The sequence below is a fragment of the Xanthomonas sacchari genome (assembly GCF_024266585.1).
Classification (GTDB): Bacteria; Pseudomonadota; Gammaproteobacteria; order Xanthomonadales; family Xanthomonadaceae; genus Xanthomonas_A; species Xanthomonas_A sacchari_C.
Genome location: NZ_CP100647.1, coordinates 1146741 through 1159679, shown reverse-complemented (window position 1 = coordinate 1159679; position 12939 = coordinate 1146741). Strand labels below are relative to the sequence as shown.

General features: G+C 69.6%; 11 protein-coding genes and 2 pseudogenes. 3 read left to right on the top strand and 10 right to left on the bottom strand.

What is annotated here, in order from left to right:
- Positions 1-108: 108 nt before the first annotated feature.
- The 8 genes and pseudogenes from NKJ47_RS04735 to ubiE form a co-directional block, all read right to left on the bottom strand.
- Complete coding sequence (locus NKJ47_RS04735; protein WP_254460374.1) at positions 109-747, bottom strand: HAD family hydrolase; 639 nt, start codon at positions 745-747, stop codon at positions 109-111.
- A gap of 5 nt (positions 748-752) precedes the next feature.
- Entirely contained in the window at positions 753-1472 is a 720-nt protein-coding gene (locus tag NKJ47_RS04730) for a hypothetical protein (protein ID WP_160945460.1), read from the bottom strand.
- On the bottom strand, positions 1469-2437 hold the full coding sequence (locus NKJ47_RS04725; RefSeq protein WP_254460373.1) for an alpha/beta fold hydrolase: 969 nt from the start codon (positions 2435-2437) through the stop codon (positions 1469-1471). The genes NKJ47_RS04730 and NKJ47_RS04725 overlap by 4 nt, the downstream gene beginning before the upstream one ends.
- A gap of 54 nt (positions 2438-2491) precedes the next feature.
- A complete protein-coding gene (locus NKJ47_RS04720) occupies positions 2492-2842 on the bottom strand; it encodes a cupin domain-containing protein (RefSeq protein WP_254460372.1) in 351 nt (116 codons plus the stop codon).
- Positions 2843-3261: 419 nt separating this feature from the next.
- Positions 3262-5202 carry a M1 family metallopeptidase gene (locus NKJ47_RS04715; RefSeq protein WP_254460371.1) on the bottom strand — a complete coding sequence of 647 codons (1941 nt, stop codon included), beginning with the start codon at positions 5200-5202 and terminating at the stop codon, positions 3262-3264.
- A 169-nt stretch (positions 5203-5371) separates the two neighbouring features.
- Positions 5372-5527, bottom strand: a pseudogene (locus tag NKJ47_RS04710) (class I SAM-dependent methyltransferase); the annotation flags it as partial.
- 128 nt (positions 5528-5655) lie between these two features.
- A pseudogene (locus NKJ47_RS04705) lies at positions 5656-5772 on the bottom strand (class I SAM-dependent methyltransferase); the annotation flags it as partial.
- Between the two features lie 419 nt (positions 5773-6191).
- On the bottom strand, positions 6192-6953 hold the full coding sequence (gene ubiE, locus NKJ47_RS04700; protein ID WP_254460370.1) for a bifunctional demethylmenaquinone methyltransferase/2-methoxy-6-polyprenyl-1,4-benzoquinol methylase UbiE: 762 nt from the start codon (positions 6951-6953) through the stop codon (positions 6192-6194).
- A 113-nt stretch (positions 6954-7066) separates the two neighbouring features.
- On the opposite strand from ubiE, the gene NKJ47_RS04695 reads away from it, so the two are divergent.
- The 3 genes from NKJ47_RS04695 (at position 7067) to NKJ47_RS04685 (ending at position 10455) form a co-directional block, all read left to right on the top strand.
- A complete protein-coding gene (locus tag NKJ47_RS04695) occupies positions 7067-7522 on the top strand; it encodes a nucleoside deaminase (RefSeq protein ID WP_010341927.1) in 456 nt (151 codons plus the stop codon).
- A 229-nt stretch (positions 7523-7751) separates the two neighbouring features.
- Positions 7752-8951: a DUF1624 domain-containing protein gene (locus NKJ47_RS04690; protein WP_254460369.1), complete on the top strand. Its 1200-nt coding sequence runs from the start codon at positions 7752-7754 to the stop codon at positions 8949-8951.
- A gap of 139 nt (positions 8952-9090) precedes the next feature.
- Positions 9091-10455, top strand: a complete 1365-nt coding sequence (locus tag NKJ47_RS04685; protein WP_254460368.1) for a DUF2252 domain-containing protein — start codon at positions 9091-9093, stop codon at positions 10453-10455.
- A gap of 406 nt (positions 10456-10861) precedes the next feature.
- Here the strand turns inward: NKJ47_RS04685 and hslU are convergent, their stop codons facing one another.
- Together hslU and hslV are read right to left on the bottom strand one after the other, a co-directional pair.
- On the bottom strand, positions 10862-12226 hold the full coding sequence (hslU, locus tag NKJ47_RS04680; RefSeq protein ID WP_254460367.1) for an ATP-dependent protease ATPase subunit HslU: 1365 nt from the start codon (positions 12224-12226) through the stop codon (positions 10862-10864).
- A gap of 114 nt (positions 12227-12340) precedes the next feature.
- Complete coding sequence (gene hslV / locus NKJ47_RS04675) at positions 12341-12892, bottom strand: ATP-dependent protease subunit HslV (protein ID WP_010341232.1); 552 nt, start codon at positions 12890-12892, stop codon at positions 12341-12343.
- Positions 12893-12939 lie beyond the last annotated feature (47 nt).

Genomic DNA, 12939 nt, shown 5'->3' with positions numbered 1-12939 from the left:
CAGGGCGGGCACTCGCCGGGCGTGCGATCGGCGCGCGCGCCGATCCAGCCACGGGAGGATGGGATGGGCGCGCGGCGCCGTCAGCCGCCGCGGCGCCGCGATACAGGGTCAGTGCGGCTGCGGCGTGCCGCTGTCCTGCCACCACGCCAGCAGCGCGGCGCAGTCGGCGAAGTGCAGGTCGGCCAGGGCCGGCCAGGGATTGTCCGGATGCAGCAGCACGGTGGTGGCGCCGGCATGGCGGCCGCACTGCAGGTCGTAGGCGTGGTCGCCGACCATCGCCAGCGCCTGCGGCGCCACGCCCCAGTGCTCGGCCAACTGCAGCAGGCCGCCGGGATGCGGTTTGGGCGGAGCCTCGTCGCGGCCGAGGATGGTCACCTCCTCGAACAGGTCGTCGACCTCGATCTCTTCCAGGGTCAGCTGCGCCAGCTCGCGCGCGTTGCGGGTCAGCACCGCCAGCCGGCAATCGGCCGCGTGCAGGGTGCGCAGCAGCGCCGGCGCGCCGTTGGCCGCGGTGGCCTCCTGCGCCAGCACGCGTTCGTGCTCCAGCAGCCAGGCGTGCTTGCTGGCGCGCTGCGCCTCCGGCAGCGCCGCCAGGTGCTGCAGGATGTCGGCCTGCGGCGGGATCTGCAGTTCGCGGCGGATCAAGGCGAAATCGTGCACGGCGCAGGTCAGGGTCCCATCCATGTCGAACACCCAATGACGTACCTGGCGCAGGGCCTCGGCCGACGGCGGCGTGACCGCGTGCATCGCGCTCAATCCCAGCCCGGCATCTGCGCGCCGTCCAGGCCACCGGTCTCGAACACCGCGGTGCGGGTGCCGCCGGCCTTCACCGGGAAGGTGATCTGCAGCACCGTGGTCTTGCGCGCCAGCTTCCACAGCGCCTTGTCGTCGCTGATGAACATGGCGATGGCCTCGTCGGTCTTGGGACGCCAGGCCGCCGCCGCGCGCGGCGGCGCGTCGTCGGCCTTCAGTTCCACCTTGCAGCCGCCGGCGCAGCGGAAATCGCCGGACTGCAGCACCAGGTAGGCGCTGCGCTTCCATTCCGGATGATCGCGGAACACCAGTTGCACCGGCTTGGGCCCACTGCCGTCCACGTCGACCTTGTCGCGGCTGTACAGCATCGCCGAGCGCTGCACGCCCTTGCCGGCCGGCACCTGCGAGTACTGCCAGGCGGCCTGCATGCGCCGCAGTTCGCGCGCCGCCTCGCCCTTGGCCTTGACCTCGGCGTAGCCGGGCTGGATGCGCTCGGCCGCGTCCGACCCGGGATACTGCTGCAACAGCGCGGCGCCGTGGATCCGCGCCAGGTCCCAGTTGCCCGACTTCACCGCGGCGTCGTACTGCTTGGCCAGGTCGTCGGCCGCCTGCGCCTTGGCCTGCGCTTCGGCCGCGGCCTGCGCCTTGCGCTCGGCCTCGTGATCGCCGCAAGCGGCCAGGGCGACGGCGCACAGCGCGCCGAGCAGGATGCGTTTCATCGTGGGGTTCCTCGTTGGATCAGGGCGTCGATGGCCTGCGCGACCTCGGCCGGCTTCTCGACGATGGACATGTGGCCGCTGCCGTCCAGCAGCACCTGGATCGCCTGCGGCAGGCGTTGCGCGTACAGCGCCAGCGCGCTGGCGTCGATCACCGCGTCCTGCACGCAGTTCAGCAGCAGCGCCGGCTGGCGGATGCGTGCGGCCTCCTCGAACGGCAGGAACGCTTCCTCGCCGCGGCCGATGCGCGCCAGCACCTGCTGCTCGAACGCGGCCTCGCGACGGCGCCAGGCCACCACCGCCGGCACCGCCCAGCGCGGGATGCGCGGCTTGGCGCGCTCGAGCAGGAACACGGTGTCGATGTAGCGCTGCAACGACGCGGCATCGTGCACCGCGAACGGATTGTGCCCGTCCAGCACCGCCTGGCCGAAGGCGTTGTCGGCGAAGCGCACGCCGGCGGCGTTGAACAGGCCGACCCGGTCGAACAGCGCCGGATGCCGCGCCGCGGCCAGCGCGGCGATGCCGCCGCCCATCGAATGCCCGAGCAGCAAGCAGTCGCTGCCCGCGCGGCGCACGCATTGCGCGGCGAACGCGGCCACGCGCTCGGCCTGCGCGACGAAGCCGTAGTCCTGCCCGGCGATGCGCTGGCTCTCCGCCCAGCCGGGCAGATCCGGGATCACCAGGTGATAGCGCGTGCCCAGCGCACGCGCCAGCGGCAGCCAGTTCTCCTTGCTGCCGGTGAAGCCGTGCACCAGCAGCAGGGTCGGCGCGGCCGGATCGGCCGCGGCGCGCACCAGGTAGGTCCAGGTGTGGCCGGCGACCTGCGCCTGGCGTCGCTGCAGGCCGCTGCCGCGGCGCTGGCGCAGGCTTTCCAGGCGCACCAGCAGGAACGGATCGCGCAGCACCAGCAGCACGCCGATCAGCGCCGCCACCCCCAGCAGGGCGGCGGCCAGCAGCAGCCAGGCCATCGTCAGCACCAGCACGGGAACCCCGGGACGTGGAGGCAGGTGCGGGTCATGCGCTCACGCCACCAGGTCGGCTTCGCCGAGATGGAGCGCCAGCCACACGGTCGGCTGCTCGGGATCGGTGAACGTCACCCAATGCGGCGTGTCGGCCGGGATGAACAGATGGTCGCCAGGCGCCAGCGCGACCTCGCGCTCGCACAGCGCCACCCGCGCACTGCCGTGCAGCAGCAGCACCCATTCGTCGTGCGCCTGCAGGTAGGGCGACTGCTGCGGCGTGGTCTGCCCGTGCGAGACGATGCGCTCGACGCGGCAACCGGAGCGGCGGAGCAACTCGGTGAAGATTTCGCCGCCGCGGGCATCGGGCAGCGCGGCCAGCAAGGAGCCGGACAGGGGGTGGGCGTCGGTCATGTCAGCACGTCCTCGGCAGGCGCAGGCGAACCCGCTCGCAGCGGCGTCGGCAGTGCCCTGCCAGGGCGATGGCGCTTGCAGCGAAGATCGGGGCGGCGGTGGCGGACGATGTCATGCGCGCATGGACCGAGGACCATCGGGACTTCCGAGGATATCGCGAATGCGTGGCAGCGGGTCGGCGCGCGTCGGCGGCGGTGCGGGTGGAAGACGTCAAGGCCGCGCTGGAGATGCGCGCGTCGTGGAGGAAACGCATGCGACGCCGCGCATGGCCACCTCACGCAACACGCGCGCGACCAAGCCGCGGCAACGATCGCCTTCGTCCCCCGCGCGGCGCGATCGCCACAACCGCCGGCCGCACAAACGCACACGGCGCCGGGATCGCTCCCGGCGCCGTGTGCGCGGTCTGTGGGAAACGCGCGTCAGTGCGCGGCGCTCCCCGCCTTGGCCTTGTCCAGCATCTCCTGCACCGACACCGTGGTGATCGGGTGGTAGCCGGGCTTGGCCTTGGCGAACACCTCCTCGGCGAAGGCCAGGCCGTCCGGGGTCTTCACCAGTTCGGCGTAGATCGGCAGGATCAGCTTGCGGCGGCCGACGCGGGCGATGAACTCGCCAGCGGCCGGGCGCGCCTCCACGTAGCCGCTGCGGATCGCCAGCGGATACCAGCGCATGGCGATCTCGCCGTTGGCGGTGCCGGTGAAGTGGTAGGCGTCGTCGAGCTGCTTGAGCTGCGCCGGCGTCAGCTTCTCGCCCAGGCCGCTGAGGAAGCGCGTCCACTCCTGGGTGCTCCACGCATCGGTCACCTGCTTGCTGGGCAGCGTGCCGCTGCCGGTCCAGGCGATGCGCGCGGTATCGACCATGGCGAAGTTGCGCGAACGCGCCTTCTGCGCGAACGCCGGAATGCCCGGCTCGTCCAGCCACGCATGCAGCTCCTGCTCGGTCACCGCGTTCGGCTTCTTGGGCAGCAGGTGGGTCTTCAGGTACGCGACGAACTGGTCGGTGTTGGCGCTCTGGAAGGCGTGGTCGTCGAACCAGCCGCGCAGGAACGGATCGAAGGTGTCGCGGCCGAAGCGCTGCTCCAGGAACTGCAGGAACCACGCGCCCTTGACGTAGGCGACCTGGCTCAACGCCTCGTCCGGATCGCGCTCGGTCAGCGCCGGCAGCGCCAGCGCCTGGTCGGCCGGGCTCATGCCCTTCAGCTCGGCCAGCAGGTCGGCCTGGTCGATCTCGCGCTCCATCTCCGCCGCTTCCGGGCCGTACAGCGCCTCGGTGATGCGCGCCTGCACGTAGGTGGTGAAGCCTTCGTTGAGCCAGATGTCCTTCCAACTGGCGTTGGTCACCAGGTTGCCGGACCAGCTATGCGCCAGCTCGTGCGCGATCAGCGACACCAGCGACTTGTCGCCGACGATCACCGTCGGCGTGGCGAAGGTCAGGCGCGGATTCTCCATGCCGCCGAACGGGAACGACGGCGGCAGCACCAGCATGTCGTAGCGGCCCCAGCGGTACGGACCGTACAGGGTCTCGGCGGCCACGATCATCTTCTCGGTGTCCTCGAACTCCTTGGCGGCCTTGTCGACCATCGCCGGTTCGGCCCACACCCCCGAGCGCGCCGAGATCGGCTTGAACACCAGGTCGCCGGCGGCGATCGCCAGCAGGTAGGACGGGATCGGCTGCGGCATCTTGAAGCGGTAGTCGCCGTTGCGCACCGCCTTGGGATCGTTGTCGGCGCTCATCAGCACCATCACGTCCGGGCGCGAGACCACATGCGCGCTGTAGGTGAAGCGCACGCTCGGCGTGTCCTGCAGCGGCACCCACGAGCGCGCGTGGATCGCCTGCGACTGGCTGAACATGAAGGGCAGCTTCTTGCCCTCGGTCATCGACGGCTCCAGCCACTGCAGGCCCGAGGCGGTCGGCGCGGTGTGGTAGGCGATGCTGATCGTCTTCGGCTGGGTCGGCGCCTCGATGGTCAGCTTGCTGCCGTAGATCTTGTCGGCCGGCGCCAGCACGTACTGCAGCGGCGTCACCTGGCCCTTGCCGTCGTCGGCCTGCACCTTCTCGATGGTCAGGTCGCGCGTGTCCAGCACCAGTTGCTTGGCGCTCTTGTCCTTCCAGTCCAGCGTGTAGGTGGCGGTGCCTCCGATCTGCTTGCTGTCGAAATCCAGCTTCAGGTCCAGCGCCAGGTCCTTGATCACGACCTTGGACGGCTCGGCGTAGGAGGTCTCGTCGTGGCTGCGGTCGGCAGGCTTGGCCGCGGCGGGCGCCGGCTTGGCGGCAGCTGCGGCCGCATCGGGCGCGGGCGCTTCGCGGGAACATCCGGACGCGACCATCGCGGCCAGGGACAACAACAGGAACGGGGAGCGCATGGCGGACGGCACCGGTTCGGGGAAACGCGCAGTTTACCGGAAGGCCGGGATTCGGGATTCGGGAGTGGGGATTCGCAACAGCAGTGCGACGCGTGCTGACGAATCCCGAATCCCCAATCGAAGCGGGGATTGGGGATTGGGGATTCGCAGCAGCGAACAGCCGGCGCGCTTACGAATCCCGAATCTTCAGTCCCCAATCCCGCCTCCACTCAGATCTTGTAGCCGAGTGGATCGCCACGATGCCGCCGGTCAGGTTCTTGTAGTGGCTGCGGGCGAAGCCGGCTGCCTCCATCCTTGCCTTCGCGTCTTGCGGTGGATGCTTGCGCCGGCGCCGCCGGACCGCGCGTCGGGACTGAAGTCCCTCCCACAAGGACGGCACCGGCCCCGCGATCGGTCAGCATCCGATCACCCGCTCTTGCGATTCCCGAATCCCGATTCCCCAATCCCGGCCTCTCAGATCTTGTAGCCCGAATGGATCGCCACGATGCCGCCGGCAAGGTTCTTGTAGTGGCTGCGGGCGAAGCCGGCTGCTTCCATCCTTGCCTTCGCGTCTTGCGGTGGATGCTTGCGCCGGCACCGCCGGACCGCGCGTCGGGACTGAAGTCCCTCCCACCAGGACGGCACCGGCCCCGCGATCGGTCAGCATCCGATCACCCGCTCTTGCGATTCCCGAATCCCGACTCCCGAATCCCGGCTTTCTGTGGCGGAGGCTTGCGCCAGCGCCGCCGGACCGCGCGTCGGGACAGAAGTCCCTCCCACAAGGACGGCACAGCACCGCGATCGGTCAGCATCCGATCACCCGCTCTTGCGATTCCCGAATCCCGACTCCCGAATCCCGGCTTTCTGTGGCGGAGGCTTGCGCCGGCACCGCCGGACCGCGCGTCGGGACTGAAGTCCCTCCCACAAAGACGGCACCGGCCCTGCAATCGGTCAGCAACCGATCGCCTGCTCTTGCGATTCCCGAATCCCGATTCCCGAATCCCGGCCTCTCAGATCTTGTAGCCCGAGTGGATCGCCACGATGCCGCCGGTCAGGTTCTTGTAGTGGCTGCGGGCGAAGCCGGCGTCGTCCATCATCGCCTTCAGCGCGTCCTGCGGCGGATGCTTGCGGATGCTCTCGGCCAGGTACTGGTAGCTGTCGGCGTCCTTGGCGAACAGCTTGCCCAGGCGCGGCAGCACCTTGAACGAATGGAAGTCGTACAGCGGCTTGAACCAGTCGGCGGTGACCTCGGAGAACTCCAGCACCCGCGCCTGGCCGCCCACCTTGAGCACGCGGTACATCTCGCGCAGCGCGGCGTCCTTGTCGGTGACGTTGCGCAAGCCGAAGGCGATGGTCACCAGGTCGAAGCTCTGGTCCGGGAACGGCAGCGCCTCGGCGTTGCACTGCACGTAGTCCAGGCCCGCGACCAGGCCGCGGTTGGTGAGGCGGTCGCGCCCCACCGAGAGCATGCCGGCGTTGATGTCGCCCAGCACGATCTCGCCGTCGGCGCCCACGCGTTCCTTCAGCAACGCGGCGATGTCGCCGGTGCCGCCGGCCAGGTCGAGCACGCGGTCGCCCGGCTTGACCTGCGCGGTGGCGACGAAATAACGCTTCCAGACCCGATGGATGCCCATGCTCATCAGGTCGTTCATCAGGTCGTAGTTGCCGGCGACCGAGGTGAAGACCTCGCCGACCAGCTTCTGCTTGTCCTTGGCGGCGACGTCGCGGAAGCCGAAATGGGTGGTGCCGGTCTTGTAGGGGGATTCGCTCATGGCGGGATTATCGCACTGCCGGCCGCTCCGTGCCGGTGAAGCGCCGCGCGGGATGACAGCCGCCGGCCGCCTGCGCCAGACTGCCAGCCGACTCCCTTTCCCCCGGCCATCCCATGCTGACCACGCCCGACTACCGCGCCCTGCTCGACACCGCCATCGCCGAAGCCCGCCAGGGCCTGGCCGAGGGCGGCATCCCGATCGGCGCCGCCCTGTACCACCGCGACGGCCGCCTGCTCGGCTGCGGCCACAACCGCCGCGTGCAGGAAGGCGATCCGTCCGTGCACGGCGAGACCGACGCCTTCCGCAAGGCCGGACGCCAGCGCCGCTACAAGGACACCATCATGGTCACCACCCTGGCGCCGTGCTGGTACTGCAGCGGCCTGGTGCGGCAGTTCAACATCGGCACGGTGGTGGTGGGCGAATCGGTGACCTTCCAGGGCGGCATCGACTGGCTGCGCGAGAGCGGCGTGGAGGTCATCGACCTGCATAGCCAGGAGTGCATCGACCTGCTCGGCGGCTTTATCGCCGCGCATCCGGACGTGTGGAACGAGGACATCGGCGAGGACTGAGCCGCGCGCCGCCGCACCCAGGTCCACGTGCGGCGGATCTCGCGATCTGTGGAGGGCGGCAGCGCTGCCCGCGTCCGCCGCGGGTCGCTCCCCTCGCCCTGACTGCGCGCGCGCCGCCAGTACGACCGGCCATCGCCCTGCGATGACGGCCAGGCCGCCACGGCGCCCGCAGCCGGGTCCTGGCGACCAAGTGTTATATTGTTTCAATATTCGACACCAACCGTCACGCATGCCGTCCGCTGCTTCCGTTTCCGCTGCGCCCGCGTCCCTCGCCCTGCCCGCCACCGCCTCGGCCAGCGCGCGCCTGGCCTCGATCGACCTGCTGCGCGGTACGGTGATGCTGCTGATGCTGCTCGACCACGTGCGCGAGACCTTCTACCTGCACCAGCCGGTCGGCGACCCGATGGACGTGGAACGCACCGCGCCGGCGCTGTTCCTCGCGCGCACCCTGGCGCACCTGTGCGCGCCGGTGTTCGTGTTCCTGACCGGCCTGTCGGCGTGGCTGTACGCGGCGCGGCAAGCCGATGGCCGCGCCGCGGCCGCCAGCTTCCTGCTCAAGCGCGGCCTGTTCCTGATCGTGCTGGAACTGACCCTGGTCAACCTGGCCTGGAGCGGCGCCTTTCCGCCGCAGGCGCTGTATCTGCAGGTGATCTGGGCGATCGGCCTGAGCATGCTCGCGCTGGCCGCGCTGCTGTGGCTGCCGCGGCCGGCACTGGCGCTGCTGGGCGCGGCGCTGGTCGCCGGCCACCACCTGCTGGACGATGTACAGGTGCAGGGCGACGGTCCGCTCGCGGCCGCCTGGGCGGTGCTGCACGATCGGCGCTGGCTGGAACTGGGCGACCTGCGCCTGCGCACCTCCTACCCGGTGCTGCCGTGGATCGGGGTGATCGCGCTCGGCTACGCCGCCGGCCCCTGGTACGCCGCCGACCGCGCGCCGGCGCAGCGCCAGCAGCGCCTGCTGGCCTGGGGCCTGGGCGCGCTGGCTGGCTTCCACCTGCTGCGCTGGCACAACGGCTACGGCGATACGCCCTGGCAGGCCCAGGACGACCTCGCGCACACCGCGATGAGCTTCTTCAACGTCACCAAGTACCCGCCGTCGCTGCAGTTCCTGCTGCTGACGCTGGGCGTGGGCCTGCTGTTGCTGCGCCTGTACGAACATCCCGCGGTGGCACGCGCCCTGGCGCCGCTGGCGGCGATCGGCGCGGCGCCGATGTTCTTCTACCTGCTGCACCTGTACGTGCTCAAGCTGGCCTACCTGGCCGCGCTGGCGCTGTGCGGCGCCAACCACGGCGCCCTGTTCGGCGTGGACAGCGTCGCCGCGCTGTGGGCGATCGCCGCGGTGCTGGGGCTGGCCCTGTACTGGCCCACCGCCGCGTTCGCGCGACTGAAGGCGCGGCGCCGCGACCTGGCCTGGCTGCGCTACTTCTAGGCGCGACCCGCCTCCCCAGGCCGCCACGCCGGGCCTGGCGGAAGCGCACAGGCCGTCCAGCCGGCCGCCGGCGATTCATCCGCGTGCAATGCCGGCGTGGTCGACTGCGACTTCCTTCGTCCGCACCTGGAGACCTGCGATGTCCACCCGCCTGCTGCCGTTGCTGCTGATCGGCCTGACCCTTGCCGCCGGCACCGGATGCGCGGCGGCGGCAAGCAAGCGCGACGCCTGGGTGGTGCAGCAGATCCACGACTACAACCATCCCTACGCCGCGCAACGCGCCGAGCTGGACACCAAGATGGCGACGATGGCCGGCAGCGCCTACGCCTTCTACCGCGGCACCGACCACCTCTTCTACCAGGACATGAAGACCCTGCCGGCGTCGCTGTGGACCTCGCCGCAGACCGGCTATACCTGGCTCGGCGGCGACACCCACCTCGGCAACTTCGATGCGGCGCGCGACAGCAGCGGCAAGGCGGTGTTCAAGGTCGCCGACTTCGACGAGGGCCACCTCGGCCAGTACGTGTGGGACCTGCGCCGGCTGGCCGCGAGCATGGTCCTGGCCGGCCGCGACAACGGCCTGTCCGACAGCGATATCGGCGACGCCATCGACACCATGGTCGGCGCCTACCTGGGCAAGATCGCCGATTTCCGCGGCAGCGACGCCGAAGCGAGCTTCCAGCTGAGCAAGCGCAACACCAGCGGCGCGGTGGCCAAGGCCATCGACAGCGCCGACGGCAAGAGCCGCAGCAGCCTGCTGTCCAAGTACACCGTGGTCAGCGGCGGCAAGCGCCGGTTCCAGGACCTGGACAACCTGGTCGCGGTGGACGCCAGCACCGCCTCGGCGGTGGCCGCGGCGATGGACGGCTACATCGGCTCGATCGCCGCGGGCAAGCGCTATGCGGCCAGCTACTACACCATCAAGGACGTGCACCAGAAGCTGGGCTCGGGCACCGGCAGCCTCGGCCGCCTGCGCCTGTACGTGCTGATCGAAGGCCCGAGCGCATCGACCGGCGACGACGTGATCCTGGAATGGAAACAGGAAGCGGCCAGCGTGGTCGCCGAGGCGGCGCCGTCGCAGATGCCGGCCTCCACCTACGACAACAACGAGGGCGCACGGGTGGCGCGCACCGCCAAGGCGCAGACCATCGACGCCGACGTGCTGGTCGGCTACGCCAGCGTCGCCGGCACGCCGTTCTACGTGCACGAGAAGTCGCCGTTCCAGCAGGACCTGGACCCGACCGCACTGGACAGCGTCGGCAAGCTCGCCACCGCCGCCACCTACCTGGGCCAGGCCCTGGCCTCGGCGCACGCGCTGGCCGACCAGGACTACGACCCGAACGTGGTGCCGTACAGCATCGACAAGCAGATCGACCAGGCGGTCACCAGCAAGAGCGGGCTGAAATCGGAACTGCGCCAGTTCGCGTTCGACTACGCCGCGCAGGTGCAACTGGACTGGCAGTCGTTCGTGGCGGCGTACAAGGCGGGGACGCCGCTGTATTGAGTTCGTGCCGGGTGGGTGCAGGTGACGCATGCCATGCGCTGTTTCGAGAAAGCATGCGCGCCGAAGCGGCTTGCTGTACGACACGGCTTCCTGTGGGAATCAACTGTCATGCAGCCGTGACGCGCGAAGGGGTGTGCTTTCCGATGACGCAATGCGTCGGGACCGAAGTCCCTCCCACAGTGCACCCGGCGGGTTCGCCGCAAGCCCCTGCGGAAGCGGCTCCAGCCGCGACGAAGCGTTACCGGTGCAGCCTCGTCGCAACTGAAGGGCGCCTCTAGAAACCTCAATTCGAAGACGGCGCGCCAAGCAGATCCGTCACTTGTGAATGCTCAGGTGGAGCAGGTCGGAGCCGTGAGAGGGCCCAAGCCGCTCCCACAACAGCGATACGCCTCTCCGGCACGTTGCGTTACAGGATATACCGGCTCAGATCCGGATCCTGCACCAGCTCGCCCAGGTGCGCATCGACATAGGCCGCGTCCACGGAGACGCTCTGCCCATCGCGATCCGGCGCTTCGTAGCTCAGCGTGTCGAGCAGGCGCTCGAGCACGGTGTGCAAGCGCCGCGCGCCGATGTTCTCCTGGCGCTCGTTGACCAGGAACGCGATCTCCGCCAGCCGCGCGATGGCGTCGTCGGTGAAGCGCAGGCTCACGCCCTCGGTCAGCAACAGCGCCTCGTACTGCTTGGTCAGCGCCGCCTTCGGTTCGGTGAGGATGCGGATGAAGTCGTCCTTCGACAGCGCCGACAGTTCCACCCGGATCGGGAAGCGGCCCTGCAGCTCCGGGATCAGGTCGCTGGGCTTGGCCAGGTGGAACGCGCCGGAGGCGATGAACAGGATGTGGTCGGTCTTGACCGTGCCGTACTTGGTGCTGACGTTGGAGCCTTCCACCAGCGGCAGCAGATCGCGCTGCACGCCCTCGCGCGAGACGTCGCCGCCGGTGGCGCCGGCCTCGCTGCGCTTGGCCACCTTGTCGATCTCGTCGATGAACACGATGCCGTGCTGTTCGCAGGCCTCGATCGCGGCGGCGCGGACGTCGTCCTCGTTGACCAGCTTGCCAGCCTCTTCCTCGATCAGCAGCGGCCGCGCCGCCTTGATGGTCAGCTTGCGCGACTGCGACTTGCCGCCGCCCAGGTTGGAGAACATCTGCCGCAGCTGCTGGCCCATTTCCTCCATGCCCGGCGGGGTCATGATGTCCATGCTGACGTTGACCGCGACGTCCAGTTCGATCTCGCGCTCGTCCAGCTCGCCGGCGCGCAGCATGCGCCGGAACTTGCTGCGGGTGTCGCTGTCCTGCGCCGACGGCTCGTGCCGCGCGGCTTCCGGATCGAAGCCGATGCCGGCGCTGCGCCGCGGCAGCAGCGCATCGAGGATGCGGTCCTCGGCACGTTCCTCGGCCTGGGTGCGCACGCGGGCCTTGGCCTGCTCGCGGTACAGCTTGACCGCGGTATCGGCCAGGTCGCGCACGATCTGCTCCACGTCCTTGCCGACGTAGCCGACCTCGGTGAAGCGGGTCGCCTCGACCTTGACGAACGGCGCATTGGCCAGCGTCGCCAGGCGCCGCGCGATCTCGGTCTTGCCGACACCGGTGGGGCCGATCATCAGGATGTTCTTCGGCATCACTTCGTTGCGCAGCGCATCGGGCAGCTGCATGCGCCGCCAGCGGTTGCGCAGCGCGATCGCCACCGCGCGCTTGGCCTCGTGCTGGCCGACGATGTGGCGGTCCAGTTCCTGCACGATCTCGCGCGGGGTCATGGTGCTATGGGTATCGGTCATGGTCGGGAAATCGAAGAGGGAATCGGGAATGGAGAATCGGGAATCGAGAAAGCAGGCGTCATCGGCAACGGAAAGGAGAGCCGCTGTTGCGATTCCCCATTCCCGATTCCCGATTCACAGCTCTTCGACCACCACATTGCGATTGGTGTAGATGCAGATGTCGCCGGCGATGTTCAGCGCTTCGACGGCGATGGTGCGCGCGTCCAGCGTGGTGTGGCCGAGCAGCGCGCGCGCCGCCGACAGGGCGTAGGAGCCGCCGGAGCCGATGGCGATGATGCCGTCCTCCGGCTCGATCACATCGCCGGTGCCGCTGATGATCAGCGAGGTTTCCTTGTCGGCCACCGCCAGCAGCGCCTCGAGCTTGCCGAGGCGGCGCTCGGTGCGCCAATCCTTGGCCAGTTCCACCGCGGCGCGGGTCAACTGGCCGTGCTTTTCCAGCTTGGCCTCGAACAGTTCGAACAGGGTGAACGCGTCGGCGGCGGCGCCGGCGAAGCCGGCCAGCACCTGGCCCTCGCGGCCGAGCCGGCGCACCTTGCGCGCATTGCCCTTCATCACGGTGTGGCCCAGGGTCACCTGGCCGTCGCCGGCCACGGCGACACGGCCATCGCGGCGCACCGACAGGATCGTGGTGGCGTGGAAAACATTGGGGTTCTGACTGGGATCCATGCGGCCTCCGGAACGATGACTCAGGTGTGGGGGCTGGCGGCGCGCGG

Coding starts and splice junctions, on each gene's coding strand:
- NKJ47_RS04730 (WP_160945460.1), bottom strand. CDS start 1,472: ATGAAACGCATCCTGCTCGGCGCGCTGTGCGCCGTCGCCCTGGCCGCT.
- hslV (WP_010341232.1), bottom strand. CDS start 12,892: ATGGATCCCAGTCAGAACCCCAATGTTTTCCACGCCACCACGATCCTG.
- hslU (WP_254460367.1), bottom strand. CDS start 12,226: ATGACCGATACCCATAGCACCATGACCCCGCGCGAGATCGTGCAGGAA.
- NKJ47_RS04735 (WP_254460374.1), bottom strand. CDS start 747: ATGCACGCGGTCACGCCGCCGTCGGCCGAGGCCCTGCGCCAGGTACGT.
- NKJ47_RS04715 (WP_254460371.1), bottom strand. CDS start 5,202: ATGCGCTCCCCGTTCCTGTTGTTGTCCCTGGCCGCGATGGTCGCGTCC.
- ubiE (WP_254460370.1), bottom strand. CDS start 6,953: ATGAGCGAATCCCCCTACAAGACCGGCACCACCCATTTCGGCTTCCGC.
- NKJ47_RS04685 (WP_254460368.1), top strand. CDS start 9,091: ATGTCCACCCGCCTGCTGCCGTTGCTGCTGATCGGCCTGACCCTTGCC.
- NKJ47_RS04695 (WP_010341927.1), top strand. CDS start 7,067: ATGCTGACCACGCCCGACTACCGCGCCCTGCTCGACACCGCCATCGCC.
- NKJ47_RS04720 (WP_254460372.1), bottom strand. CDS start 2,842: ATGACCGACGCCCACCCCCTGTCCGGCTCCTTGCTGGCCGCGCTGCCC.
- NKJ47_RS04725 (WP_254460373.1), bottom strand. CDS start 2,437: ATGGCCTGGCTGCTGCTGGCCGCCGCCCTGCTGGGGGTGGCGGCGCTG.
- NKJ47_RS04690 (WP_254460369.1), top strand. CDS start 7,752: ATGCCGTCCGCTGCTTCCGTTTCCGCTGCGCCCGCGTCCCTCGCCCTG.